Origin of the sequence: Janthinobacterium sp. SUN026, assembly GCF_030397625.1 — a bacterium.
Classification (GTDB): Bacteria; Pseudomonadota; Gammaproteobacteria; order Burkholderiales; family Burkholderiaceae_D; genus Janthinobacterium; species Janthinobacterium kumbetense.
This window is the reverse complement of record NZ_JAPQNU010000003.1, coordinates 550042-576304: the sequence shown is the minus strand read 5'-3', so window position 1 is coordinate 576304 and position 26263 is coordinate 550042. Positions and strand designations below refer to the sequence as shown.

Annotated in this window: 26 protein-coding genes; 12 read left to right on the top strand and 14 right to left on the bottom strand. The window is 64.2% G+C overall.

All coding sequences use genetic code 11. The features are described from left to right. Window positions 1-26: 26 nt before the first annotated feature. From OX459_RS17345 to OX459_RS17325, 5 genes are read left to right on the top strand one after another with little or no spacing between them, the layout of a single operon-like run. Window positions 27-1850, top strand: coding sequence for an aminopeptidase P family protein (locus OX459_RS17345; RefSeq protein WP_289905943.1), 1824 nt, complete (start codon window positions 27-29; stop codon window positions 1848-1850). After that, window positions 1850-2104 carry a hypothetical protein gene (locus tag OX459_RS17340; protein WP_077398459.1) on the top strand — a complete coding sequence of 85 codons (255 nt, stop codon included), beginning with the start codon at window positions 1850-1852 and terminating at the stop codon, window positions 2102-2104. The genes OX459_RS17345 and OX459_RS17340 overlap by 1 nt, the downstream gene beginning before the upstream one ends. After that, window positions 2105-2845 carry an MgtC/SapB family protein gene (locus OX459_RS17335; RefSeq protein ID WP_289905942.1) on the top strand — a complete coding sequence of 247 codons (741 nt, stop codon included), beginning with the start codon at window positions 2105-2107 and terminating at the stop codon, window positions 2843-2845. Window positions 2846-2861: 16 nt separating this feature from the next. Then, the gene (locus tag OX459_RS17330) at window positions 2862-3449 is read left to right on the top strand and encodes a DUF924 family protein (RefSeq protein WP_289906103.1); all 588 of its coding nucleotides are present in this window, start codon (window positions 2862-2864) and stop codon (window positions 3447-3449) included. 9 nt (window positions 3450-3458) lie between these two features. Continuing rightward, the gene (locus tag OX459_RS17325) at window positions 3459-4301 is read left to right on the top strand and encodes a Rossmann-like and DUF2520 domain-containing protein (protein WP_289905941.1); all 843 of its coding nucleotides are present in this window, start codon (window positions 3459-3461) and stop codon (window positions 4299-4301) included. Between the two features lies 1 nt (window position 4302). Here the strand turns inward: OX459_RS17325 and OX459_RS17320 are convergent, their stop codons facing one another. Further along, a complete protein-coding gene (locus OX459_RS17320; RefSeq protein WP_289905940.1) occupies window positions 4303-5757 on the bottom strand; it encodes a sensor domain-containing diguanylate cyclase in 1455 nt (484 codons plus the stop codon). Between the two features lie 265 nt (window positions 5758-6022). Between OX459_RS17320 and OX459_RS17315 the strand changes: the two genes are divergently transcribed. Continuing rightward, on the top strand, window positions 6023-6385 hold the full coding sequence (locus tag OX459_RS17315) for a hypothetical protein (protein ID WP_251349529.1): 363 nt from the start codon (window positions 6023-6025) through the stop codon (window positions 6383-6385). A gap of 143 nt (window positions 6386-6528) precedes the next feature. On the opposite strand, the gene OX459_RS17310 is transcribed toward OX459_RS17315, so the two are convergent. Beyond that, entirely contained in the window at window positions 6529-7110 is a 582-nt protein-coding gene (locus tag OX459_RS17310) for a molybdopterin-dependent oxidoreductase (protein WP_289905939.1), read from the bottom strand. A gap of 225 nt (window positions 7111-7335) precedes the next feature. Between OX459_RS17310 and OX459_RS17305 the strand changes: the two genes are divergently transcribed. After that, a complete protein-coding gene (locus OX459_RS17305) occupies window positions 7336-7917 on the top strand; it encodes a porin family protein (RefSeq protein ID WP_099665893.1) in 582 nt (193 codons plus the stop codon). A gap of 171 nt (window positions 7918-8088) precedes the next feature. Here the strand turns inward: OX459_RS17305 and ettA are convergent, their stop codons facing one another. Beyond that, the gene (gene ettA, locus OX459_RS17300) at window positions 8089-9756 is read right to left on the bottom strand and encodes an energy-dependent translational throttle protein EttA (RefSeq protein WP_034752850.1); all 1668 of its coding nucleotides are present in this window, start codon (window positions 9754-9756) and stop codon (window positions 8089-8091) included. Between the two features lie 97 nt (window positions 9757-9853). Further along, a complete protein-coding gene (gene rarD, locus OX459_RS17295) occupies window positions 9854-10738 on the bottom strand; it encodes an EamA family transporter RarD (protein WP_099665892.1) in 885 nt (294 codons plus the stop codon). 238 nt (window positions 10739-10976) lie between these two features. Here rarD and OX459_RS17290 point away from each other — a divergent pair, with 238 nt between their 5' ends. Both OX459_RS17290 and OX459_RS17285 read left to right on the top strand, forming a co-directional pair. Continuing rightward, window positions 10977-12854 carry a potassium transporter Kup gene (locus tag OX459_RS17290; RefSeq protein WP_077398475.1) on the top strand — a complete coding sequence of 626 codons (1878 nt, stop codon included), beginning with the start codon at window positions 10977-10979 and terminating at the stop codon, window positions 12852-12854. Between the two features lie 145 nt (window positions 12855-12999). After that, complete coding sequence (locus OX459_RS17285; RefSeq protein ID WP_289905938.1) at window positions 13000-13476, top strand: FKBP-type peptidyl-prolyl cis-trans isomerase; 477 nt, start codon at window positions 13000-13002, stop codon at window positions 13474-13476. Between the two features lie 66 nt (window positions 13477-13542). On the opposite strand, the gene OX459_RS17280 is transcribed toward OX459_RS17285, so the two are convergent. Genes OX459_RS17280 through OX459_RS17270 form a run of 3 tightly spaced genes read right to left on the bottom strand, consistent with a single transcriptional unit; the run spans window position 13543 to window position 15636 of the window. Next, window positions 13543-14214: a diphthine--ammonia ligase gene (locus OX459_RS17280; RefSeq protein WP_289905937.1), complete on the bottom strand. Its 672-nt coding sequence runs from the start codon at window positions 14212-14214 to the stop codon at window positions 13543-13545. Further along, the gene (locus OX459_RS17275; RefSeq protein ID WP_289905936.1) at window positions 14211-14687 is read right to left on the bottom strand and encodes a GNAT family N-acetyltransferase; all 477 of its coding nucleotides are present in this window, start codon (window positions 14685-14687) and stop codon (window positions 14211-14213) included. Before OX459_RS17275 ends, OX459_RS17280 begins: the two co-directional genes overlap by 4 nt. Before the next feature lie 40 nt (window positions 14688-14727). Next, window positions 14728-15636, bottom strand: coding sequence for a LysR family transcriptional regulator (locus tag OX459_RS17270; protein WP_289905935.1), 909 nt, complete (start codon window positions 15634-15636; stop codon window positions 14728-14730). Between the two features lie 103 nt (window positions 15637-15739). Between OX459_RS17270 and OX459_RS17265 the strand changes: the two genes are divergently transcribed. Beyond that, window positions 15740-16576 carry a type 1 glutamine amidotransferase domain-containing protein gene (locus OX459_RS17265; protein WP_289905934.1) on the top strand — a complete coding sequence of 279 codons (837 nt, stop codon included), beginning with the start codon at window positions 15740-15742 and terminating at the stop codon, window positions 16574-16576. A gap of 68 nt (window positions 16577-16644) precedes the next feature. Here the strand turns inward: OX459_RS17265 and OX459_RS17260 are convergent, their stop codons facing one another. Next, window positions 16645-17070 (bottom strand): organic hydroperoxide resistance protein, encoded by a 426-nt coding sequence (locus OX459_RS17260; protein WP_034783746.1) that lies wholly within the window; start codon window positions 17068-17070, stop codon window positions 16645-16647. Window positions 17071-17356: 286 nt separating this feature from the next. Between OX459_RS17260 and OX459_RS17255 the strand changes: the two genes are divergently transcribed. Beyond that, window positions 17357-18622 carry a histidine kinase gene (locus OX459_RS17255; protein WP_289905933.1) on the top strand — a complete coding sequence of 422 codons (1266 nt, stop codon included), beginning with the start codon at window positions 17357-17359 and terminating at the stop codon, window positions 18620-18622. Further along, on the top strand, window positions 18609-19391 hold the full coding sequence (locus OX459_RS17250) for a LytTR family DNA-binding domain-containing protein (RefSeq protein ID WP_289905932.1): 783 nt from the start codon (window positions 18609-18611) through the stop codon (window positions 19389-19391). The genes OX459_RS17255 and OX459_RS17250 overlap by 14 nt, the downstream gene beginning before the upstream one ends. A 6-nt stretch (window positions 19392-19397) precedes the next feature. Here the strand turns inward: OX459_RS17250 and OX459_RS17245 are convergent, their stop codons facing one another. The 6 genes from OX459_RS17245 to hemA all read right to left on the bottom strand — a co-directional run bounded on the left by OX459_RS17245 (window position 19398) and on the right by hemA (window position 26217). Continuing rightward, window positions 19398-20441: a histone deacetylase family protein gene (locus tag OX459_RS17245; protein ID WP_099665884.1), complete on the bottom strand. Its 1044-nt coding sequence runs from the start codon at window positions 20439-20441 to the stop codon at window positions 19398-19400. Window positions 20442-20466: 25 nt separating this feature from the next. Beyond that, window positions 20467-22068, bottom strand: coding sequence for a glutamate--cysteine ligase (gene gshA, locus OX459_RS17240; protein ID WP_289905931.1), 1602 nt, complete (start codon window positions 22066-22068; stop codon window positions 20467-20469). 215 nt (window positions 22069-22283) lie between these two features. Continuing rightward, window positions 22284-23114, bottom strand: coding sequence for a peptide chain release factor N(5)-glutamine methyltransferase (gene prmC / locus OX459_RS17235; RefSeq protein WP_289905930.1), 831 nt, complete (start codon window positions 23112-23114; stop codon window positions 22284-22286). Between the two features lie 11 nt (window positions 23115-23125). Next, window positions 23126-23596, bottom strand: coding sequence for a disulfide bond formation protein B (locus OX459_RS17230; protein WP_077408913.1), 471 nt, complete (start codon window positions 23594-23596; stop codon window positions 23126-23128). A gap of 185 nt (window positions 23597-23781) precedes the next feature. After that, window positions 23782-24858, bottom strand: coding sequence for a peptide chain release factor 1 (gene prfA / locus OX459_RS17225; RefSeq protein ID WP_077398497.1), 1077 nt, complete (start codon window positions 24856-24858; stop codon window positions 23782-23784). 84 nt (window positions 24859-24942) lie between these two features. After that, window positions 24943-26217, bottom strand: a complete 1275-nt coding sequence (gene hemA, locus OX459_RS17220) for a glutamyl-tRNA reductase (protein ID WP_077398499.1) — start codon at window positions 26215-26217, stop codon at window positions 24943-24945. Window positions 26218-26263 lie beyond the last annotated feature (46 nt).

Here is a 26263-nt window from a genome sequence, read left to right as displayed (position 1 = left end):
CCCAGCACCGCTCCATTTTCGCACCCATGCAGACACCTGACCAAGCCACTCCCGCCTCCCGTTTGTCGCAACTGCGCAGCGCCATGCGCGCGCAGCATATCGACGCCTGCATCGTGCCCTCGGCCGACCCGCATTTGTCCGAGTACCTGCCGGCCCGCTGGCAGGGCCGTGAGTGGCTGTCGGGCTTTACGGGGTCGGTCGGCACCCTGGTCGTGACGCAGGAGTTTGCCGGCGTATGGACCGATGGCCGCTACTGGGAACAGGCGGAAGACGAACTGGCCGGCAGCGGCATCGTCCTGAAGAAAATCCCGTCCGGCGCCAGCGTGCTGTATATCGACTGGCTGGGCGAAACCATGCGGCCGGGGCAGACGGTGGCCGTCGATGGCGCCGTGCTGGGCCTGGCCAATGCGCGCCTGCTGCAGCAGGCGTTGGGCGCGCAAGTCACCCTGCGCACGGACACCGATGTGCTGCAAGCCGTGTGGCCGGATCGCCCGGCCATGCCCGCCGCCCCCGTGGTTGAACATGCGGCCGCGTATCCCTCGCTGTCGCGCGCGCAAAAACTGGCGGCCCTGCGTGCCAGCATGGCGGCCCTGGGCGCCAGCCACCACGTGATTTCCACCCTCGACGATATCGCTTATCTGTTCAACCTGCGCGGCGCCGACGTCAACTACAACCCCGTCTTCCTCGCGCATGCGCTGGTGGGACCCGAGCGCGCCACCCTGTTCGTCGCCGACGGCAAGGTGTCGGCAGCCCTGCGCGCCATCCTGGAAGAGCAGGGCGTGGACGTGGCCGCCTATGACCGCACGGCTGCCGCGCTGGCTGCCTTGCCGGCCGGCGCCACCTTGCTGCTCGACCCGCGCCGCATCACGTTCGGCACGCGCCAGGCCGTGGCCGATGGCGTGCAGGTGGTCGAATCCATCAACCCGACCACCCTGGCCAAGTCGCGCAAGACGGATGCCGAAGCGGCGCACGTGCGCGCCGCCATGGAGCAGGATGGCGCCGCCCTGTGCGAGTTTTTCAGCTGGTTAGATCGCACCCTGGCCGACCCGCAACGTGCGCCGTTGACTGAAATCGGCGTCGACGAGCACCTGACGGCTGCCCGCGCCCGCCGCGCCGGGTTTGTCAGCCCCAGTTTCGGCACCATCGCCGGCTTCAATGCGCATGGCGCCATCATGCATTACCACGCCCATGCGGATTCGGCCGCCACTATCGAAGGCGACGGCTTGCTGCTGATCGACTCGGGTGGCCAGTATTGGGGCGGCACCACGGATATCACCCGCGTGGTCCCCGTCGGCGCGATCACGGCCGAGCACAGGCGCGATTTCACCCTGGTCTTGCGCAGCATGATCGCGCTGTCGCGCGCGCAATTCCCGCGCGGCGTGAAGTCGCCCATGCTCGATTCCATCGCCCGCGCGCCCCTGTGGGCCGAAGGCATCGACTTCGGCCACGGCACGGGCCACGGCGTGGGCTTCTTCCTCAACGTCCACGAAGGGCCGCAATCGATTTCGCAGTCCGCCATGCCGGAGCCGCAGACAGCCATGGAACCGGGCATGATCACTTCCGTCGAGCCGGGCATCTACCGTCCCGGCCAGTGGGGCATCCGCATCGAGAACCTGGTGCTGAACGTTCCCGCGGGGACGACGCCCTTCGGCGAATTCCTGCGCTTCGAAACCTTGACCCTGTGCCCGATCGACACGCGCTGCGTGGAACGTTCGCTGCTGCGCGATGACGAAGCGGCCTGGCTGAACGACTATCACGCCACCGTGCGCGCGCGCCTAGCGCCGCACCTGGCCGCGCCGGCCGATGCGCCTGCGCTGGCGTGGCTGGAACAGCGCACGGGAGCCATCTGATGCGCTCGACCCGCGCCACGTCCGCCATCGAGCGGCTCAAGGAACGCACCGGCCACCGCCTCTACACGATGGCGCGCACGGGCGATGAACTGTTCTTCCTCACGGAAGGCCCGGGCTTGCCGCCCCTGTGCCCGCCGCTGGAACTGGACGCCTTTGTCGCCTTCGTGAATGGCCTGGGACCGCAAAAGGCGCGCCGCGTCAGCAAGCTCGACGTGGCGTTTGAAAAGCAGCTGACGAAAAAGCCCCAGGACTAAATGCCGACCATCGACTTCCTGCGCGCCTACTGGTCGCCGGCCGAGCTGGCGACGAATGGCGTGATCCTGCTGAACCTGCTCGGCGCACTGCTGCTGGGCTTGCTGGTGGGTTACGAGCGCTCGTATCACGGGCGCGCGGCCGGCATGCGCACCTACAGCCTCGTGTGCATGGCCTCGGCCGCGCTGACGGTGCTGGGCGGCTATCCGGAGTTCTGGTACGGCGGCCATGGCGCCATCATCGGCAGCGACCCCACGCGCGTCATCCAGGGCATCGTTACGGGCGTGGGTTTCCTCGGCGCCGGCGTGATCATGCGCGAGGGCTTCAATATCAGCGGCCTGACGACGGCCGCCTCGATCTGGGCTTCGTCCGTGATCGGCATCATGGTCGGCATCGGTTTTTACCTGTCGGCCATGGGCCTGGCCTTCCTGTGTGCGATGGCGATGATTTTCCTGTCAAAACTGGAGAACTGGCTGCCGTCGCGCCACGCGGTGGCCATCACCATGCGCTTCAAGCGCGATTTCATTCCGCGCGAAGATGCGCTGCGGCGCATGGCGGCCAAGCGCGGCTACGACATCGCCGGCGGCTCGCTGACCATCGGCAGCACGGACGGCATGCAGGAATGGCGTTTTGTTGCCATCGCGCATGGCAAGAACACGGGCGCCAGCCTGTCGGCCATGTCGGCCGAACTGGCCGCCTTCGAAGGCATCGCCGGCTTCCAGCTGTCGCATGCCCGCAACTGATACGGATGCCGAGAGGATGGACATGGATGCACAGGCTCAAGAGGTACTCGATTTCTGGTTCCTGCCGCCGGATAACCCCGACTACGGCCAGTCGCGCGTGGAATGGTTCCGCAAGGATGACGGCTTCGATGCGCAGATACGCGCGCGTTTCGGCGCGCTGATCGATGCCGCCATCGACGGCGGCTTGCGCGCGTGGGATACCGCGCCGCACGGCGCGCTGGCGCGCCTCATCGTGCTCGATCAATTCACGCGCAATGTCTATCGGGGTACGCCGCGCGCGTTTGCCGGCGATGCCCGGGCGCTGGCCCTGGCCGTCGCCTTGACGGACGCGGGGCAGGACCGCCAGCTGCCGCCGATGCTGCGCGCTTTTGCCTACCTGCCGTTCGAACACGCGGAAGACCTGGCCATGCAGGCACGCGCCGTCGAGCTGTTCCAGCTGCTGTCGCAGGCGCAGCCCGGCTTTGACGGCATGCTCGATTACGCCGAGCGCCACCAGGAAGTGATCGCCCGCTTTGGCCGCTTCCCGCACCGCAACGCCATCCTCGGCCGCGCCTCCACGCCGCAAGAGCTGGAATTTTTGCGCCAGCCGGGATCGAGCTTCTAGAAAATCGCCATGAACGTTACCCTCAATATCATCGGCGCCGGCCACGTGGGCCGTGTGCTGGGCCGTTTGTTCGCCCGCGTGGATGGCACGCAGGGCGGAGCAATCCTGGTGCAGGACGTGCTGACGCGCTCGATGACGTCGGCGCAGGCGGCCGTCGATTTCATCGGTGCCGGCACTCCCGTCGCCAGCTATGCGGCCTTGCGGCGCGCCGACGTCACCATGCTGGCCGTCTCCGACGACCAGATCGGCCCGGCCTGCGCGGCGCTGGTGGCCGAGGGACGCCAGGCGGGCGCCATCGTGTTCCACTGCAGCGGCGCGCTGGCCTCGAACGTGCTGCTGGCCGCCACGCAGGCCGGCGCGTTTGTCGCCAGCGCGCACCCGATCCGCAGCTTTGCCGACCCGCAGCAGGTGGCCGCCACCTTTGACGGCACGTTTTGCGGCGTCGAAGGCGATCCGCTGGCGCTGGCCTTCCTCACGCCCGCCTTGAACGCCATCGGCGCGCGTCCCGTGCCCATCGACCCGGCCGCCAAGACCCTGTATCACGCCGCCGCCGTCTTCGCCAGCAATTACCTGGTGACGGTGCTCGACGCCGCCTTGCGCGCCTACCAGGCGGCAGGCATTCCCGAGCCCGTGGCGCGCGAACTGGCGCAGCCCCTGGTGACGGAAGCGGTGGCGAACGTGTTCCGCCTGGGCGCCGCGCCCGCGCTGTCCGGCCCCATCGCGCGCGGCGACTCTGCCACCGTGCAACGCCAGCAACTGGCCGTGCAAAGCTGGGATGCCGCCACGGGCGAGTTGTACCGGGCGCTGGTGGCGCCCACGCAGGATCTGGCCAGGCGCAAGCGCGGGGGATGACTCAGGCGGCGTGCACGCCGTTGCGGCCGTGATGCTTGGCCTGATACAAGGCGCTGTCGGCGCGCGAGAAGAAGGCCGACTCGCTTTCCTCTGGCCGGTACTCGGCCACGCCCAGGCTGATCGTCACGGGCAGTTGCGGCGCGGGCAGGCCGAAATCGTGGCGTTCGACGGCGGCGCGGAGGTTTTCCGCCACTTCCGCCGCTTGCGCCAGGCTGCAATTGTTCAGCAGTACCAGGTATTCCTCGCCGCCCCAGCGCGTGATGACGTCGCTTTCGCGCACGGTGGCGCGCGCCACGTCGGCCACGCCACGGATCACCTTGTCGCCCCACAGGTGGCCGTGGGTATCGTTGACGCGCTTGAAGAAGTCGATGTCGAACAGGATGGCGGACATCGGTTGTTCGTTGCGTTTGGACAAGAGCATGGCGCGCTGGAACAGCAATTCCAGCGATTGGCGGTTCAATAGCCCCGTCAGCGCATCCGTCGAGGCGATGCGTTCGATGCGGCGCTGGTAGCGGTTCACCGTCAGCAGGGTCAATACCAGCACCAGCAGAGTGACGCCAAAGCTGATGGCCAGGTTGAAGATGAAGACGCGCTGCAGCGACTGGACTTCGTCGCTGACATTCTGCTCGACCACCAGGTACCAGCCCAGTTCGGGAATGAAGCGCGAGTTGACGAGGATTTGCGCGCGCCCCAGCTGGTACGACAGGTGCGTCGGTTCGCTCTGGTGGTTGATGATTTGCTCGGCAATGGCGTTTACGCCGGGCAGGCTGCGGATATTGCCGTGCCCGTTGCGCATGGTCTTGCCCGCCAGCACCAGGGCGCCGGCGCCGTCGACAAAATAGATGTTGCGGTGGAAGCGCGCCTGGTAGCGGTCGATGATGTGGCTCATGGTGGCCAGGGTCAGGCCGATGCCGGTGGCGCCGATGAACTGGCCGTCGTAGTCGTAGACGCGGTGGTTGATGAAGATGGTCATGCTGTCGCGGTTGGCCATGTCCACGTCGACATTCGTTTCATAGTCGGTGGTGTCCATGGCGCGCACGCGGTAGTACCAGATGTCGCGCGTGGCTTGCGGGCTGACGGATTTCAGGGTGCCTTCCGCATAGTAATATTTGCTGCTCTTGTCCGAGACGAGAAAGCTGGTGATGGCGCCGTATTTTTTCTTGACCTCGGCCAGGTAGCGCACGATCTGTTCCGGCTTGTTTTCGCCGGCGAGTATCCAGTCGCGCACGAAGGTGTCGTGTGCCATCAGCGAGGAAATGAAGACGGGGCGCAGTATGTCCTTCTGGATTTCGGAATAGATATTGTCGCCCGTCAATGGCAAGGTCTGGTCGGCGATGCCGTGCTCGATGGCCTGGCGCGAAGCCAGGTAGCTGGCCAGGCTGGTGGCCATGAAGCCCGCCCCCAGGATCAAGGTCAGGAGTATGAGCAGGCGGTACTTGATCGACAGAAGACGCATGGAGACGAGGGGTGGCCGGCGGGAAGGCAATCTTGACGCAAGCCAAAAGTATGCAGCAGGCTGGGTATTGGCGCAATGATAACTGGCTTTATTGACAATTTACCTTGGCGAACGCAACAAGATAACCACGACTTACCAAATAAAAGTGCCGATTTGTCGACAAAGATGCAAATTAGCAATAAGATTTGACGAGGGGAATCATTGCGCACCGCCCCTGTCTTGCCGCCCGTTTCAGGCGCGGGACATTACGCGCAGGGAGTGTTGTATGTTATTTTTAAAGAGTACGTCCGTCAGCAAGGCCCCCGGCATCTACGAGGTCGACATCGCCGCGAAACCACCGGGCAAGACCTTCGGCATTTTTCTCGCCACCGATCCCGACCATCCACCGCATGCCTTGCTGGGACAATTGAAGGCGCTCGGCTTCGAGAACACCTATAGTTCGCCCTACCTGCACAAGGATGCGGGCAAGGTGCTGGACCTGCATTTCCAGAAGGATGGCACGGACATCTTCAAGGGCTGGAAAACCGAGGAATGCACGCATAACCTGGCGGCCATCACGGCGCTGTTCGAGGAACACGGCATCACCATCTCGCCGCGCGTCATGTCGATGGCGGAAGCCTACGCCTAAACGCCTATCAAAACCTACTGCGCGTCGGTATAGGCGGCCTGCGATGCTCACTGCCTCGGCGGCCCCGTGCATTAGCACAGCTCCGCTTCTCAGCCACCTCTCCCTTCCGCTCGCTACGGTTTTGTTTGGCGTTTTAAGTAGCGTCAACCCGCCTCCACGCCGATGTGATACAGCGCCCACGGGCAGCTGGCGAACCGTTCGGCCAGGGGCAGGGCCGCCACGGCGGCGATGCGGTCCGCATCGTGGATCGCCCATAGGGGCCCCAAGCCGCCCAGCGCCATCGCCTGCCCGTCCAGGTGGGTGGCGACGATAAAACGCTGCGCGCGCGCCTGCGCCATGGTCAGCGCCGCCGCATAGCCATCCACGGCCCGCAGCAGTAGCCGCACGGCATCGTCCTCGGGCGCGCCGGCCGCCTTCAATACCTCGACCAGCAGCGGTCCGCGCAGGGCATGCGCCTTGCCATCGTATTCCAGGGTGGGGTGGATGGTGCGCGCCGGCAAGTTCGCCAGCGCCGCAAAGTCGAAGGCCCGCGCCCGTTCAAAACTGATCTTTTGTTTGTGCATCATCTGGTCGCGCACGGCGTCGAACGGACCCCGGTTCGGCTTGTCGATGCTGCCCGTGATGGTCAGCAGGGCAGGACCGCGCAGGCCGGCGGGCGCCGCCCGGGCGATGGCGGGCAGGGCCGCGGCGGCCATGCCGGCGGCGAGAAACTGGCGTTTGTGCATGCACTTCTCCTCTGGACTGAAAATCGCTAATGTTCTTAAGTCTATCTTAAGTTCGCTCAACAGTGCGCATTTTACGGTTATTGTCAGTTTGCAATGTCAGCTTACATCTTGTCACAGTTCTTACGGAATGGAGAAAGACGTAGCTTTTTTCGGCTGTTATTGTGTAGTCATCGCACTTCGCTGAACTGCGAATCCAGGCACCATTCACTAATTGAGAGAGAGAACATGATGAAGAAGAAAATCCTGTTTGCAATGATCGCATCCGTTACCGCACTGACCGGCATGAGCGCCGCACACGCCGAAGGCGCGTATGTGGGTGCTGGCGTCACGGGCAACCGTTATAACTTCGATATTCCTGGCGCCACCAGCGCCGATAATCACAGCGGCTACAAGGCTGGCGCCAAGATCTTCGCCGGTTACGATTTCGATAAAACCTGGGCAATCGAAGGCGGCTATGCCGATTTCGGCAGCAAGGATTACAGCTATGTCACCGGCGCCGGCAACGGTTCCGTGAAAAGCGATTCGCACGGCTATTACCTGGCCGGCAAGGCCACCATGCCCGTGACCGACAAAGTCGGCGTGTTCGGCAAGCTGGGTGTGGCCAAGGTCAAGAACAGCTTGAGCGGCACCGGCCTGTCGACCGGCATCAGCGGCAACGACAAGACGGGCGTGTACGCTTCCGTCGGCGCCCAGTACGCGATCAACGAGAAAGTCTCGCTGACGGCGGAAGTGGAACACTTCGGCAAGAGCGCCGACCAGGGCCGCAAGGCAACCGGCCTGGCACTGGGCGCACGCTACAACTTCTAAAAACCTACTGCGCGGCACGCTTTGCGGCCTCCGATGCTCACTGTGCTACAGCACAGCTCCGCTTCTCAGCCACAATTCGTTGCCGCTCGCTACGGTTTTAAAAACTGGAAGTATGCTGAAAAAAAGGCAGTTACCGCGAGGTAACTGCCTTTTTGCGTTGCCGGACCGAAATTACGTGGTCAAGGGCTTGTAGCGGATACGTTTCGGTTTCGCGCCTTCTTCGCCCAGGCGTTTCTTCTTGTCGGCTTCGTATTCTTGATAGTTGCCGTCAAAGAAGGTGACCTGCGAGTTGCCTTCGAAAGCGAGGATGTGCGTGGCGATACGGTCGAGGAACCAGCGATCATGGGAAATGACCATGACGCTGCCGGCAAATTCCAGCAGGGCGTCTTCCAGCGCGCGCAAGGTTTCCACGTCCAGATCGTTCGACGGTTCATCGAGCAGCAGGACGTTGCCGCCCATCAACAGGGTTTTCGCCAGGTGCAGACGGCCGCGTTCACCGCCGGACAGGTTGCCCACTTGCTTTTGCTGGTCCGAGCCCTTGAAGTTGAAGCGGCCCAGGTAGGCGCGCGACGGCATTTCGAAGCGGCCCACCGTCAGCATGTCGGCACCGCCGGACACATCTTCAAAGACGGACTTGTTGTCGGCCAGCGAATCGCGGTTCTGGTCGACGATGGAGACGCGCGCCGTCTGGCCGATGGCCACTTCGCCGCTGTCCGGTGTTTCCTTGCCGGTGATCATCTTGAACAGGGTCGATTTACCGGCGCCGTTGGGGCCGATGATGCCGACGATGGCGCCTGGCGGCACGGTGAAGCTCAGGTTATCGATCAGCAGGCGGTCGCCGAACGCTTTCGACACGTTCTTGAACTCGATGACTTCATTGCCCAGGCGTTCTGCCACGGGAATGAAGATCTCCTGCGTTTCGTTGCGCTTCTGGTATTCGTGTTCGGACAGCTCGTTGAAGCGGGCCAGACGGGCTTTCGACTTGGCCTGGCGCGCTTTCGGGTTCTGGCGCGACCATTCCAATTCCTTCTGCAGCGCCTTTTGGCGCGCCGATTCCGTCGCTTCTTCCTGCTTCAGGCGGGCTTGCTTCTGGTCCAGCCAGGTCGAGTAGTTACCCTTCCATGGAATGCCGTGGCCGCGGTCCAGTTCCAGAATCCACTCTGCCGCGTTGTCGAGGAAGTAGCGGTCATGGGTGATGGCCACCACGGTGCCGGGGAAGCGCAGCAGGAATTGTTCCAGCCAGTCGACCGATTCCGCATCCAGATGGTTGGTCGGCTCGTCGAGCAGCAGCATGTCGGGTTTCGACAGCAGCAGCTTGCACAGCGCGACGCGGCGCTTTTCACCGCCGGACAGCACGCCGATGGTGGCGTCCCATGGCGGCAGGCGCAGCGCGTCGGCGGCCATTTCCAGCTGCAGATTCAGATTGCCGCCGTCGGAGGTCGAAATGATCGCTTCCAGGCGTGCCTGTTCCGTGGCCAGGGCGTCGAAATCGGCGTCTTCCTCGGCATACGCGGCGTACACGGCTTCCAGCTTGGCTTGCGCTTCAAACACTTCGCCCAGGCCCGACTCGACTTCCTGGCGCACGGTTTTTGCCGGGTCCAGCTGCGGTTCCTGCGGCAGGTAGCCGATGTTCAGGCCCGGCATCGGCACGGCTTCGCCCTGGATGTCGGTGTCGATGCCTGCCATGATTTTCAGCAGGGTCGATTTGCCGGAGCCGTTCAGGCCCAGCACGCCGATCTTCGCGCCTGGGAAGAAGGACAGGGAAATATCTTTCAGAATCTGGCGCTTGGGCGGGACGATTTTGCCCACGCGATTCATGGTGTAGACGTAATTTGCCATTAGAAATCTCGGGTGATATACAAAGACGGACAGGATACGGTAAACGCCCGCTTCCGGCCAGCGCTGCGCGCTGCGGAAACGGACGCCAGGGGCAGGACTAGGCGGCGGCGCGCGCCTTGCGGGCCGTCCACAGCCCTTCGGCCGCGTACAGGGCCAGCGCCGTCCAGATGACGAGGAAGCCCAGCATGCGCTCGGGCGTGAACGATTCGTGGAAGACCCACACGCCGATCAAGAGCTGGCCCGTGGGGGCGATGTATTGCAACAGCCCCAGCACGGCCAGCGGCAGGCGGCGCGCGCCGGCCGCAAACAGCAGCAGGGGAATGGCCGTGATGGGGCCGGACGCCAGCAGCAGCGCGCGCGTGGCGGTGGAATCCGTGTTGACGAAGCCGCTCTGGCCATGCCACGCCAGCCACAGCATGTAGGCCAGCGCCAGGGGAAATAAAATCAGTGTTTCAAACGACAAGCCTTCCAGCGCGCCCAGCGCGGCCGTCTTGCGCAGCAAGCCATAGCCGCCGAAGGTGGCCGCCAGCAGCAGGGCGATCCACGGCACCTGTCCCGCCTGCCAAGTGAGCCAGGCCACGCCGCAGGCGGCCAGGCCGATGGCCAACCATTGCAGGCGGCGCAGGCGCTCGTGCAGCAGCAAAAAGCCCAGCATGACATTGATCAGGGGCGTAATAAAGTAGCCGAGGCTGGCGTCGACCACGTGGCCGTTGTTGACGGCCCAGATATAGATGAACCAGTTGGCGGACAGCAAAAACGCGCTGGCGACGAAGCTGGCCACGACCCTGGGCTGCGCCTTCAGGCTGCCCAGCCAGCTCCACTGCCGGCGCACGGTCAGCACGATTCCCAGGAACAACAGCGACCAGACCATGCGGTGCGCCAGGATTTCCTGTGGCGCGATCTCGCCGATGGCGTGGAAATACAGGGGGAACAGGCCCCAGCACAGGAAGGCGAGGGAGGCGTAGAGCATGCCTGGATTCATGATGGGCTTCGCTGGAGAGTAGACAGTCTGTCATTATGGCTGAAAACATCGGGGGCTGCCCGGCGCCGCTGGCGAGGCGTAGAATGGCAACAAATCAATGGCCGCATGTCCGCGCAGCAAGGCGGAGCGGCACAAAACCACGACCTTGGGGCAGCTGCGGAACCATGCAAAAATACTCTTGCTATTTGCTAATACCTATCATATTGTGCGATGCAACAAAACAAAAACGGGTGCAACCTTGACGTCGGAACATAAAAAAAGCGGCCTTGCCGGCTTGACGCTGGCGGCCGTCGGCATCGTTTACGGCGATATCGGCACCAGTCCGCTGTACACCCTGAAGACCGTCTTCGACCCGGCCCACGGCCTGCTGCTCTCGCACGAGAACCTGCTGGGCATTGTCTCGCTGATTTTCTGGGGCCTGACCCTGATCGTCTCGCTCAAGTACGTGACCCTGGTGTTGCGCGCCGACAACCGCGGCGAGGGCGGCATCATGGCCCTGATGGCGCTGGTGCTGTCGTCCGTCAGCCGCCTGTCGCGCTGGCATTTCCCGCTGATGGTGATCGGCGTCTTCGGCGCCACCCTGTTCTATGGCGACAGCGTGATCACGCCGGCCATTTCCGTGCTGTCGGCGATCGAAGGCCTGGAAGTGGCCACGCCCGCCTTCAGTCCCTACGTGGTGCCGCTGACGATCGCCGTGCTGGTGGGCCTGTACTCGGTACAGTCGCACGGCACGGCCGGCATCGGCCGCTATTTTGCTCCCGTCATGGTGCTGTGGTTTGCCGCGCTGGCCGGCATGGGCGTGGTCAACATCATCAAGTCGCCGGCCATCCTGGCCGCGCTCAATCCCCTGCACGCAGCCACTTTCCTGATGAATAACGGCTTCGTCGCCTTTGTCGCCCTGGGCGCCGTGGTGCTGGCGCTGACGGGCGCCGAGGCGCTGTACGCCGACATGGGCCACTTCGGCAAGAAGCCGATCCGCCTGGCCTGGTTCCTGATCGCCTTTCCCGCGCTGGCGCTGAACTACCTGGGCCAGGGCGGCTTGCTGCTGGCCCATCCGGAAGCCGTCTCGAATCCGTTTTACCAGCAACTGGGCGCGTGGAGCGTGTATCCGCTGGTGATCCTGTCGACCATGGCCACCGTGATCGCCTCGCAGGCGACCATTTCCGGCACCTTCTCGATGACCAAGCAAGCGATCGCGCTGGGCTTCCTGCCGCGCATGCGCGTGCGGCACACGTCGGAAAGCGAAATCGGGCAGATCTACATCCCCGCCGTGAACTGGCTGCAACTGGCCGTGGTGCTGCTGGCCGTCATCGGCTTCGGTTCCTCGGAAAACCTGGCCGCCGCCTACGGCATCGCCGTGACGGCCACCATGCTGTCGACGACGATCCTGACCTTCTTCGTCATCCGCTACCGCTGGAAGATGAACCTGGCCCTGTGCTGGGCCGCCACGGGCTTTTTCCTGATCATCGACGTCAACCTGGTGTCGGCGACTGCCCTGAAACTGTTCCACGGCGGCTGGTTCCCGCTGCTGCTGGGCTCGATTTTGTTCATCGTCATGCTGACCTGGAAGCGGGGCCGCCAGCTGGTGTTCCAGAACCTGGAAAAGCATGCGATTCCGCTCGACGATTTCCTCTCGTCGCTGTTCATCGCGCCGCCGCTGCGCGTGCCCGGCACGGCCATCTTCCTGCGCGGCGAAACGGATGGCGTGCCGCACGCGCTGCTGCATAACTTGCTGCACAACAAGGTGTTGCATGAACGGGTGATCTTCCTCACCGTCTTCATGCATGAAGAGCCGTGGGTGGCGCCTTCCGAGCGCGTGCGCGTGGTGGACCTGGGCCACCAGTGCTACCAGGTCAACGTGCATTACGGCTTCAAGGATGAACCGGACATTCCGGCCGCGCTGGCGCAGTGCGCCCAGCAGGGACTGGACTTCGAGATGATGGAAACGTCATTCTTCATCGCCCGCCAGACCATCATCTCGACGCCGGGCGCCGGCATGATGCCGTGGCGCGAGCACCTGTTCGTCACCATGTCGCGCAATGCGCGCACGGCGGCCGACTACTATCAGATTCCGAGCAACCGGGTGATCGAACTGGGCACGCAGGTGGAAATATAGATATTGTGTCAACGTTGCATTTAGGCACATTTATTGCCCTGCTTACGTCTGCTTACAAATGGGCTACGCGAGTCCTGTTAAACTCCAGCCCGTACCGGTCCGCACCGTACGGGCTTAGCCACACACCAATATTTAAAGGGAAACCATGAAATCGGTATTTCAAATGATCGCCACCCTCGCTTGCGCCGTGGCCCTGACCGCTTGCGGCGCTGCTGCCAACACCGAGAAGCCGGTCGTGCTTGACCCGAATACGCAAGTGAAGGAATTCCTCTTTCCCGACCTGGTGAAAGGTACCGGCAAGGCGGCCGCGGCGGGCGATACCCTGACGGTGGTCTATACGGGCTGGCTGTATGACGCGAGCAAGCCGGACGGCAAAGGCGTGCAATTCGAAACGGTAGTTCCTCCCAAAAATTTTACGTTTATCCTCGGCATCGGACAAATGATTCTGGGCTGGGACCGTGGCCTGGTCGGCATGCAGGAAGGCGGCACGCGCCGTCTGCTCATTCCGTATGACCTGGGCTATGGCGTGAGCGGCACCCGCGACAAGTCGGGTGCGGTGGTGATCCCGCCTTACGCCGGCCTGGTGTTCGATATCACGCTGCGAGAAGTGGTGAAAAAGTAAGTACGCGCAAGGTGCACGGACAAAGGGCGACTCCATGGAGTCGCCCTTGTTGCTTTTGCGGCCAATTCAAACTGGCGCCAGTTCCTGGAAGTAATACGTGGCGCCGCCCAGATTGGCCGGCGCGTCATATTGCAGCACTTGCGTGCGGCGCAGCGCCACCGGTGCGCTGAAGGCGGGCCCATCGTAGACGAAGGTGTGGAATTCGCCGTTTTCGCCGCAGGCGTCGACACCGGGCGGCAGGTCGGCCAGGAAGGCGGCGTCGAACTCGCGTCCGCAAAATTCGCGCGGCAGGTGCTGGCCATTGATGCAGACGACGATGGCCTTGAAGCCGGCGGCAAGGAACTCATCGACCAGCGCGCGGCGATCCCCGCCCCACAGGGGCAAATGGGCCGTCAGGCCGGCCGCGGCGCAGACTTTTTCTTCCCAGTCGCGGTGCGGCTGCAAGTCGATGTCGCCGAAGATGGCGTGTTCTATGCCTGCGTCTTTCGCCGCGCGCAGCATGGCGATGAATTGCTCCTCGTAGCTGGCCCAGCTGGCGTGATAGCGCTGCAGGCGCGCGCCCAGGCTGGCCGCCTGTGCCTCGAGCAGCTCCGGCGGCACGCCGTGCGAGCGCGATTTGCGGCCATCTTCATCCATGGCCGTGATCAGTAGCGGCACGCTCGTGCCGGCGTTGCGCGCGCGCCACAGGGCCAGGCAGGAATCCTTGCCGCCGCTCCAGGAAATCAGGGCCGTCGTCATGCCGCCGCGCCCGGCTGCACGGCGCGCAGCATGTCGACGTGCTCGATACCGTCTTCATCGTAGGGCGCGCTGACGGTGACAAAGCCGAAGGACTGGTAGAAGCGCTCCAGGTACTGCTGCGCGCCGATGCGGATGGCGTGGCCCGGGTGCTGGCGTTCGGCGCGCGAGATGCCCTCAAGCAATAGCTGCTTGCCCGCGCCCGTGGTGCGTGCCTCGGGCGCCGTCAGCACGCGGCCCAGCGACATTTCCACATACTTGGCGCCCGGCGCCAGCACGCGCAGATAGGCGGCCAGCCGGCGCTGGCCGTCGACCGTTTGCCAGCCCAGCAAGTGCATGGCTTGCTGGTCATGGCCATCGAGGTCCGGGTAAATGCACTGCTGTTCGATGACGAACACGCGCTGGCGCAAGGCCAGCACCTGGTACAAATCGTGGGGGCCGAGTTCGTCGAACGTGTTCCATTGCCAGCTGATCATGGGTCATCCTTGATTGAGAGTGGCCATGATTTTACCGGCTTCACGCCGCCGGCGCGGGATAGCGCTGCGCATACCACTGCTTCAGGTGCTCGATGCAGCGCGTCACGCGGGGCGCCACCAGCTGGCGCGACGGGTAGATGGCAAACAGCGCCAGGCTGGGACGCTCCACCTCGGGAAACAGCTCGACCAGCGCGCCGCTGGCCAGTTCTGCGCGGCAGACAAAGGTGGGCAGGATGCCGATGCCCAGTCCCCGCAGGATCAGGCTGCGCATGAACAGGGTGTTATTCGTGCGCACCCAGTTCGGCACTTCGATGTCGCTGTGCGGCCCCGCATGGCGCAGCGGCCAGCGGCTGCCGAACAGGGCGTGGCTGTAGATGAAGCAGCGCTGGCGCGTCAGGTCCGTGGGGTCCAACAGGGGACCGTGGCGTTCCAGGTAGGCGGGCGCGCAGCAGATGTGCAGGCGGTAGTCGTGGATGTGGCGCGCCACATAGCTCGAATCGGTGAGCGCCGTGGTGACGCGGAAACCCAGGTCGTAGTTGGCCGCCGCCAGGTCCACGTATTCATCCTTCAGGTCGACGTCCAGGCGCAAGGCCGGCCACTCGGCCATGAAATCGGCCAGACCCTCGGCCAGCTCGCCCACGCCCAGCGATAATGGCGCGTTGATGCGCAGGCGGCCTGTCACGTGGGCCGTCGAGTGGGCCACCATGTCCTCGGCCTGCGCCAGTTCGTCGAGCAGCTTGCGGCAGTGCTCGAGGTAGGCGGCGCCCGTTTCCGTCAGGGCCAGCTGGCGCGTGGTGCGCGTCATCAGGCGACCGCCCAGTTCCTGCTCCAGCTGGCCGATGCGCCGGCTCACATACGAGGCCGACAGGTCCAGTTCATCGGCCGCGCGGCGAAAGCTGCCCAGCTCGGCCACGCGGCGGAACAGCTGCATCGCCTGCAATTTATCCATTTCATTCCAATTCGGTCGTATTCGGCATTAGTCAGCTGCATTATTCATCATTTTTCTCCATTTTGATTCGGAATATGCTGGCGGCTTCTCTACTGGAATCCTCATGATGAAAAAATTACTCTTAAGCAGTGTGCTGTTCGCCGCCTTTTCCACCACCCAGGCGGCCGACGTTCTCGTCGTGCTGTCCGACGCGAACCACCTCGAACTGCGCGATGGCAAGGTCTTCGCGACGGGCTTTTATCTGAATGAATTGATGCAACCCGTCAAAAAGCTGCTCGACGCGGGCCACACGGTGACGTTCGCCACGCCGCAGGGCCAGGCGCCCACGCTGGACGCCAGCTCGGATACGGCTGACTACTTTGGCGGAGACGCGGCCGCGCACGCGGCGCACAAGGCGCTGCTGGACCAGCTGGCGCTGACGGTGCCGGGCCGCTCGCCCGTGATCAGCCTGAAACGGGTGGCGCAGATCGGCTATGGCCACTATGCGGCCGTGCTGGTGCCGGGCGGCCACGCGCCCATGCAGGACTTGTTGAAGGATGCCGGCCTGGGCGCCTTGCTGCGCCAGTTCCACGCGGACGGCAAGCCGACGGCGCTGCTGTGCCACGGCCCAATCGCCCTGCTGTCGGCCCTGCCGCAGGCGGTCCAATTTACGGCCGCGCTGGAAGCGGGCCAGACGCCGCCCGCGCCGGCCGGCTGGATCTACAGCGGCTACCGCATGACGGTGATCAGCAACCAGGAAGAACTGGCGGCGCAGGGCGCGCTCGGCGGCGGCACGATGAAGTTCTATCCGCAGTCGGGCTTGCAGGCGGCCGGCGCGCAGTATGTGCAGAACCAGGCGCCGTGGAGCAGCAACGTGGTGGTCGACCGCGAACTGATCACGGGGCAGAATCCCGCCTCGGCGCCGGCCCTGGCGGACAAGCTGCTGCAGGCGCTGCGCTGAAAAAAATCCCCGGCGGCGCCTTAGGGCGCGGCCGGGGAGGTGCAACGCGTGCAGCGCCGCGTGTGCTATTACACGATCGTCAGGGTGACGTCGATGTTGCCGCGCGTGGCGTTCGAGTACGGGCACACGATGTGGGCGGCGGCGACCAGCGCTTCGGCGGCGGCGCGTTCCATGCCTGGCAGCGAGATCTTCAGTTCCACTTCGATGCCGAAGCCTGTCTCGATGGCGCCGATGCCGACGTTGCCTTCGATCGACAGGTCCGCCGGCAGGGCGATCTTGTCGCGGCCGCCGACGAATTTCATGGCGCCGATGAAGCAGGCCGAGTAGCCGGCGGCGAACAGTTGCTCCGGATTGGTGCCGACGGCGCCATTGCCGCCCAGTTCTTTTGGCGTGGTCAGCTTGACGTCCAGCACATTGTCGGACGATACGGCGCGGCCTTCGCGGCCTCCGGTGGCGGTAGCTTGGGCGCGGTACAGGACTTGTTTGATCGACATGATGGTTTTCCTTGAGTTGATTAAATAGTTGACTACTAAATAGTGTGCTACTTGTTTCGTGGGCTGGTGCCCCAGGATGCCCGTCTGAAGAAGCGGTGTGCGGCGTCCATGTACACAATATATATCGTGCGCTATTTAATTGCAAGCGATTTTATTTGCGCGTGGCGCGGATTGAAGCTTTATTTTCTTGCCTTTGTCGCCAGTATTGCCCTTCCATCGCATAATGGCCACCGCCGCTGGCGCCGATAGTTATGCTTGGCCCCACTTCACTCCCCAAGGAAAAATCATGACCAGCCTCTTCTTTATCCTGCGCATCACCGTGGCCACGATGGTCGCCTACATCATCGCCACGGCGATTCTGGTCGAGAATTTCCTGCGCCATATCTTCGGGCAGACGGAAGGCTTTTTTGTCATCGTCGGCGCGCTGCTGGCCAGCGCCGTCGTCACGAATGCGTTTTCGCACGTGCGGCGCGTGCGCCTGATCGCCGGCGCCGTCAATGCCGGCACCCTGTCGAGCCGCCAGCGGCGCCAGATCGAGATTCCGTTCGAGGCGGGCGAGGCGTTCGACATGATCGATGCGGCCATCCGCGAACTGCCGGGCAGCGAAGTGGTCGAAAGCGCGCGCGACAGCCTGCAGGTGCAGGCCCGCGTGCGCCGCGCGGCGCCCTACACGCACACGGGCTTGCCGCGCATGCGCCTGCTGGGCTTTCTTGAGCCGCGGCCGAACCAGATTCTCGCCACCGTCACGCCGAATGGCGAGGCGGGCAGCGTGACCCTGATCTGCGAACCGGCGCGCAACGCCTGGACCGACTGGTTCCTCGTCGACCATGGCAGCAACCTGGAAAACGCGGAAGCGGTGACGCGGGCGATGACGCGCCGGGTGGCGCAGCGCCGCCGCGGCGAGCAGGCCGAGGCGCGCCAGACGGTGACGGAAAAGGAACTTACGGTGGCCAAGCTGAGCCTGCTGCATGCGCAGGTCGAGCCGCACTTCCTGTACAACACCCTGGCCAGCGCGCAGTTGCTCACGCGCAGCGACCCCGTGCGCGCCGACGAAATGCTCGGCAACCTGATCCTGTATTTGCGCCACTCGCTGCCGCGCACGGAGCAAGCCATGTCGACCCTGGGCACGGAGCTGGAACGGGCGCGCGCCTACCTCGATATCCTGAAAATCCGCATGGGTGCACGCCTGAACCTGCAGATTGAGGTGCCGCAATACCTGCGCCAGGCGGAACTGCCGCCGATGATGCTGCAAACCCTGGTGGAAAACGCCATCAAGCATGGCCTGGAGCCGAAAAGCGGCGGCGGCACCATCTGGATCATGGCGCGCAGCGGCAACGGCACGGTGATCGTCACGGTGGCCGACGATGGCAAGGGGCTCAGCGACGACGGCGCCGGCACGGGCATTGGCTTACGCAATGTGCGCGAGCGCCTGCGTTTGACCTACGGCAATGCCGCCGCGTTTGCCATTGTCGCCAATTTCCCCGATGGCGTGACGGCCACCATCACGGTGCCCGACAGCACGGCGCAAGGAGTTTCCTATGCATCAGCCTGAGATGACTTGCGTCATCGCCGAAGACGAAGCCCTGCTGCGCGATGCGCTGGTGGGCCTGTTGGCCGAAGAGTGGCCCGGCTTGCGCATCGTCGCCGCCTGCGACGACGGCGGCGCGGCGCTCGAGGCCATCGCCACCCTGCGCCCCGACATCGCCTTCCTCGACATCCGCATGCCGGGCTTGACGGGGCTGGAAGTGGCGGCCGGCGCGCTGGAAGCGAGTCCCGCCACGCAGGTGGTGTTCGTCACCGCCTACGACCAGTACGCGATCGACGCCTTCGATAACGGCGCCGTCGATTATTTATTGAAACCGATAGCCCGCGAGCGCCTGCAGGCGACCGTGCAGCGCGTGCAGGCACGGGCCGGCAAGAACCAGGCGGGCGACGGCGCGCTGGCCGGCCTGCTGCAGCAATTGAGCAGCGCCTTGCCGGCGGCGGCCAAGTCGCCGCCGCTGGTGTGGCTGACGGCCAGCAGCGGCAAGGATACGCGGCTGATCATGGTGGAAGACATCGCCTATTTTCAGTCCGACACCAAGTACACGGCCGTCATGACGGCGGAAGGCGAGGCGCTGCTGCGCAAGCCGATCCGCGAACTGCTCGACGTGCTCGACCCGGCCATCTTCAAGCAGATCCACCGTTCCACCATCGTCAACATGAAGATGGTGGCGTCCGTCACGCGCGACGAGGTGGGGCGTGGCGCCTTGCGCCTGAAAACGCGGCCGGAAACCCTGGCCGTGAGCCAGCCGTTCATGGCGCTGTTCCGCAATATGTAGGCTGGCTTAATCGGCCGTTTCAAAGCCTTCGAGCACGTTGACGACATTGATGCCGATTTCCTTCACCGCATAGCCCCCTTCGAGGATGAAGGCGGTGGGCAGGTTCAGATGCGCGAGGCGTTCGCCCACGCGCAGGTAGTCGCCGCTTTGCAGGGCGAAGTGCGACAGCGGGTCGCCGGCAAAGGTGTCCACGCCGAGCGAGACCACCAGCGCGTCGGGTGCATACATATTGATGCGCAGGCAAGCCGTTTCCAGCGCGGCGAACCAGCTGGCCGTGGACGTGCCCGGGGGGAGCGGCAAGTTGACGTTGTAGCCGAGCCCCGCGCCGCTGCCCGTTTCATCGGCGTGGCCCAGATAAAACGGATATTCGCTGCGCGGGTCGGCGTGCAGCGAGGCGAACAGCACGTCGTCGCGCTGGTAAAAGATGCTTTGCGTGCCGTTGCCGTGGTGGTAATCGATATCGAGGATGGCGACCTTGCGCGCGCCGTCGTCGAGCAGATGCTGCGCGGCCAGCGCCGCGTTGTTCAGAAAACAGTAGCCGCCGAAGAAATCGCTGCCCGCATGGTGGCCTGGAGGGCGCGTCAGGGCGAACGTGGCCCGCTCGCCCAGGCGCAGCGCATGGGCCGCATTGACGGCGCAGTCGGCGCCCGTCTTGGCCGCCGTCCACGTGCCGGCCGTCAGCGGCGTGCCATTGTCCATCGAGTACAGTCCCAGCTTGGCCGTGAAGTCATCCGGTTCGATATCGCTGCGCAAGGTGCGCACGGGCCACACGGATGGCAAGGCGTCCTTGCCCGCGTTGTCGGGATCGAGCGCCAGCCAGTCGTGCCAGGCGTGGCGCAAAAAATGCAGGTAGCGGGGTGTGTGGATGCGCTCCAGCGACGTCAGCGGCACGCCGTGCGGCGTGACGATGCGGCCCAGGTTGCGCCTTCCCAGTTCGGCCACCACCATGTCGGCCCGCTCGGGCGTCTCGAAGCAGGGCACCAGGGTGCCGCGAAACATTTCGAAGCGGCCCCGGTGCTGGCTGTGCAATTCATTGTAGAAGGTCAGCATGGGGGCGCTTTGCGCAAGGTCAGACTCAGGTGTGCGAGCACAGGGTGCTGGCGCGGTAAGCGGCGACGAAATCGTCGAAGCTGCCGGCTGGCGCCGCTTCCATGGCGCGCTGCTCGGCCAGCGAGCTGGCGGCCATCTCGTCGAAATACGCGCTTTGTTCCTGCGTTGCCGGCTGCGCGCGGAAATAGGCGGCGTGGCGTTCGCTCTGGCGCAGGCCGAAGGCGGCAAACGAGCCGCCGTTGGCGCGCAGTTCGGCCAATACCTTCGCCGATGGCGTCGCATCCGGGTCGGCCAGTTTGCGGGCTTGCGCAGCCAGGCTGTCCGCATGCTGCGTGCCGCCAAGGCGCGCGTCGAGCAAGGCCGCCACGGGCGCGATGCGCGCCAGCAACTCTTCGCCCCAGGCCTGCAGGGTGATCTCTTCGCCGTCGCGGCGCAGGGTCAGGCCCGGCTTGCGGCCTTCCTTGACGGTGCGGGCGAAATTGTTCGTGTAGCAGGCGCTTTGCTCGGCCGAGATGGGACCGCTGTCGTCGAGCGCGCAGAACAGCAGGAAGGCGTCCAGGAAGCGGCCCGTTTCCAGGCTGATGCCCACCGGTTCGAACGGGTCGACATCCATGCAGCGCACTTCGATGTATTGCACGCCGCGCAGGCACAGGGCCTGGATCGGGCGCTCGCCCGTGCGGATCACGCGTTTCGGACGGATGGTCGAATAGTATTCATTTTCGATCTGCAGCACGTTGGTGGAGAGCTGAATCCACTCGCCATCCTTCTTTGTGCCCAGCGCAGCATACGGCGGATACGGGTCGTTGACGGCGTGCGTGAGGGCGTTGACGTAGTCGTCCAGGCTGTTTTCGTGCGGGCGCAGGCCGGACTGGGCATCGTTCTGGTAGCCGAGGTCGCTCATGCGCAGGCTGGTGGCGTACGGCAGGAACAGGGTATCGTCGGACAGGGTGTCGAGCTTGTGCGCGCGGCCGCGCAGGAAACCGCTGGATAGGGCAGGCGAAGCGCCGAACAGGTACATCAGGAGCCAGCTGTAGCGGCGGAAATTGCGGATCGTCGCCAGGTAGCTTTCCGACTGCACGTCTTTCGGCGTGGCCGCCGCGTGGGTGGGGCTGGCGCTGGTGTCCGGATTGCCGGCCAGCGCTTGCCACAGCTGCTCGTCGAGCGAGTAGTTGTAGTGGATGCCGGCGATGCATTGCATGGCTTTGCCATAGCGCAAGGCCAGACCGCGCCGGTAGACGTGCTTGAGCATGCCCATGTTCGAGCTGCCGTAGTTGGCGATTTCGATGTCCGCTTCGGGCGGCAGCTGGCACGGCATCGACTGGCTCCACAGCAGCTCGTCGCCGAGGCGGCTGTAGGCGTGGCGGTGCACGGTGTCCAGTTTGCTTAATGTCGTGGCGATGTCCTGTTCCGCCGGGGTGATGAATTCGAGCAGCGCTTCGGCGTAATCGGTGGTGATTTCAGGGTGCGTCAGCGCCGAGCCCAGGGCGGCGGGGTGGGGCGTGGAAGCCAGATGGCCGGCATGGTCGACGCGCAGGGTTTCACGCTCGATGCCGCGCAAGCCGCCCAGCAGCGCGCGGTTGGCATCTTCGGTCAGCAATGCCAGGCGGCGAGTCAACAGGTTGGGCAATTTGAGCTTCCTTTCTTGTGCAGCATATAAATAATTTGTGCTGAGATTAACCGAATTTTGGCAAATGCGTCGGCGCCGGCCCAAAAAACGCCGCGTCGCCAGCGTCCGCCCCGGGGAACAGGGACGGCGCTTCGGTCAGGAATTCGCTTGATATTTTAACAAACTGCGGGGGATCTGGCGCGCTGCCGGATCAAGCTTTGCGCAGCGAATGGCGGTCAGCCGTGGCGGGCGCCGCTGACCCGTTCGATGCCGGCCAGGTCGCGCCAGCTTTGCACTTTGTTGTAGCCGGCGTCGGCCAGCAAGCCGCGCACGGATGCCGCCTGGTCGTAGCCGTGTTCCATCAGCAGCCAGGCGCCTGACGCCAGGTGGCGCGCGGCGCCGGAGACGATGGTGCGCAGGGCCGACAGGCCGTCCGCGTGGTCGGTCAGCGCGCCGGCCGGCTCGAAGCGCAGATCGCCTTCGGCCAGGTGGCGGTCGCCGCTGGCGATGTAGGGGGGATTCGAGACGATCAGGTCGAACTTTTCCGTGCCCAGCGCCTCAAACCAGTCGCTGGCCATGAAGGTGATGTTGACGCCGTTGGCGCTGGCGTTGCGGCGCGCCACGGCCAGCGCCGTGCTGCTCACATCGAGTGCCGTGACGACGGCGTCGGGCCGCGTGTGCGCGATGGCGACGGCGATGGCGCCGCTGCCCGTGCCCATGTCGAGCACCCGTCCGCCGGGCGGCAGGCGTTCGAGCGCCAGTTCCACCAGCACTTCCGTGTCGGGGCGGGGGATCAGCACGGCGTCGTTCACTTCGAACGGCAGGCCGAAAAACTCGCGCTGGCCGACGATGTAGGCGATCGGCTCGCCTTGCAGGCGGCGTGCCAGCAAGGCTGACAACCGCGCCGCTTCGTCGGAAGTGAGGACTCGCTCCGATTGCGTGATCAGGCTCACGCGCGACAGGCCCAGCGCGTGGCCCAGCAGGATGCGGTTGTCGAGCGGATCGAGCAGGGGACGGATTTGCAGGGCGCCGACAGTGCTGCCGGCGGGGATCAGTGTTTCTGGCATAGTGCTTTCAATTATTTCTGACGGCGCAGCAAGGTCCACAGCAAGGTGAGGGCGAAGATGGCGAACCAGATGAACGCCCATTGCGGGATCGACAGGCCGAAGAATGGCTCGCCCGCGTTTTCGCAGGCGCCATACGATTCAAACATGAAGGGCATGAGTTCGGCCGTGAAGACCTTGTTCAGCGCCGTTTCCACCGGGTCGATGCCGCACGAAAAGCCGGGGTTGGCCAGCACGTACAGGTGCTTGGCGCCCACGCCCAGGCCGCCCAGGGCCGCCAGCACGCCGACGCCCGCGCCGATCTTCGGCCGGTTGGCCGCCGCGCCGGCCAGGCAGGCGATGCCGATGGCGAGGAACAGGTAGCGCTGGATCACGCACAGCGGGCACGGCGCCATGTTCATGGCATGCTGCAAATACATGGCCACGCCCAGCATCAGGAAACACAGGGCGGCGGTCAACAGGAGGACGGTGCGTGAATTTTTCATGGGCGACACGGTGAGGTGGATGGAATCGAGCTGGTCATTTTCGCACAAGGGCGGATTTTTATTGATTAGCCGCTACTTAAACCCTTGATTTGGCTGAGCGCGTTAAAAAGTGTTCAGGGCAAGGCGCAGCGCCGCAGGCAGTACGAATGTACGGCCAGGCGCTGCAACGCCGCCATGGACGCTTTTTAATCGCCCAGCGCTGCCAGCAGCTCCGCCTGGTGCTCTGCCGCCAAGGCATTCGTCAAGTCCGTCAAATCCCCATCCATGATGAAGTCCAGCTTGTACAAGGTCAAATTGATGCGGTGGTCCGTCAGGCGGCCTTGCGGGAAATTATACGTGCGGATGCGCTCGCTGCGGTCGCCCGAGCCGATCAGGCTCTTGCGGGTGGCCGCTTCCTTCGACTGCTGTTCGCGCAGCTGCACGTCCTTGATGCGTGCGGCCAGCACTTTCATCGCCTGCGCCTTGTTCTTGTGCTGGCTGCGGTCATCCTGGCATTCCACCACGATGCCGGTCGGCAAGTGAGTGATGCGCACGGCGGAATCCGTTTTATTGATGTGCTGTCCGCCCGCGCCCGAGGCGCGGTAGGTGTCGATGCGCAGGTCGGCCGGGTTGATGTTGACGTCCTCTACTTCATCCGCTTCCGGCATCACGGCCACCGTGCAGGCCGACGTGTGGATGCGGCCCTGCGTTTCCGTGGCCGGCACGCGCTGCACGCGGTGGCCGCCCGACTCGAATTTCAGTTTCGAATACGCGCCATTGCCGACGATACGCACGATCACTTCGCGGTAGCCGCCCAGGTCGGAGTCGGACGAGGACACGAGTTCCACCTGCCAGCGGTTGCGCTCGGCAAAGCGTGTGTACATGCGCAATAAATCGCCGGCGAACAGGGCCGATTCATCGCCGCCCGTGCCGGCGCGAATTTCCAGGAAGATATTGCGCTCGTCGTTGACATCCTTCGGCAGCAGCATGGTTTGCAATTCGCGTTCCAGCCGCGCCATGGTGGTCTTGGCCGCCTCGATTTCTTCCTGGGCGAATTCCTTCATGTCGGGATCGCCCAGCATCTCTTGCGCTGTCGCAATATCGTTGCCCGCTTCCTGGTAGGAATGGTACAGGGCCACCAGCGGGCCCAGTTCGGCGTGCTCGCGCGTCATCTTGCGGTAGCTGTCCATGTTCGACGTGGCGTCCGGATGCATCAGCAGTTCGTCGAGTTCGACCAGGCGGTTCGCCAGTTGATCGAGTTTGGCCAGCATGGATGGTTTCATAGCGATTCGCGGTAAAAGGTGTAGGGATGATACGGGCCCGGCAGGCGGGCAGGGGCGGCCGCGCGGGCGGCCAGCGGGGCTGCGCTAACGGCGGGGGCGGAACAGTTTCGGCAACAGGGTGACCAGCTGCTTGCGCTCGTCGCCTTGCGCGTGGTGCAGCGCTTGCTGCGGGCCGTGCAGGAATTTGGCCGTCAAGCCTTTCGACAGCGCTTCCAGGACGGCGTCGATGTCGGCGCCCTTGGCCAGCATCTTGCGCGCCCGTTCCACTTCCATCAGGCGCAAGGATTCGCTGTTTTCATGCAAATGCTGGATGACGGGCACCATGGCGCGGTCGTCGACCCAGCTCATGAACGATTGCACGCGCGTCTCGATGATGGCTTCGGCTTGCGCCACGGCCGCTTGCCGGCTTTCCAGGCCCGTCTGCACGACCTTGCCCAGGTCGTCGACCGTGTACAGGAAGACGTCGTTCAAACGGCCCACTTCCGCTTCGATGTCGCGCGGCACGGCCAGGTCGACCATGAACATGGGCTTGTGGCGGCGCGCCTTGATGGCGCGCTCGACCAGGCCCAGGCCCAGCAGCGGCAACGACGACGCCGTGCACGAGATGACGATGTCGAACTGGTGCAACTGTTCCGGCAAGTCGGCCAGGCGGATGGCCTTGCCGTTGAAGCGGTGCGCCAGTTCTTCGCCCCGCTCCATGGTGCGGTTGGCAATGGTGATGCTTTTCGGGTTTTGCGCCGCAAAGTGCGTGGCGCACAATTCGATCATTTCGCCGGCGCCGATGAACAGCACGTTCTGCTCGGCAATCTTGTCGAAGATGCGCTGCGACAGGCGCACGGCGGCGGCCGCCATGGACACGCTGTGGGCGCCGATTTCCGTGCTGCTGCGCACTTCCTTGGCGACGGAAAAGCTGCGCTGGAACAACTGGTGCAGATATGTGCCCAGGCCGCCCGCCTCGTCGGCCGTGCGGATGGCGTCCTTGATCTGGCCCAGGATCTGCGTTTCGCCCAGCACCATCGAATCGAGCCCGGAGGCGACGCGGAAGGTGTGGCGCACGGCATCGTGCTGCGGCAACATATATAAGTGGGGGCGCAGCTCGCTGTAGTTGAGCTTGTGATAATCGGCCAGGAAATGCGCGCCCGCGTCGAGCGGATTGGGCACGTGGCTGGCCGCGTACAGCTCGGTGCGGTTGCAGGTCGACAAGATGGCCGCTTCGTCGTTGTCGCGCAAGTCGATGCGCTGGAACCAGGTGCGCGCCGCCATCACCGCCTGGCCCAAGTGCTCAGGCGCAAACGCCAGCTGTTCGCGGAGCGACACTGGGGCGGTGGTATGGTTGAGGCCTACGGCGAGCAGTTGCATTTCAGGGCTGTTGGGATGGCTTATGCCGACATTATAACGCTTTGTG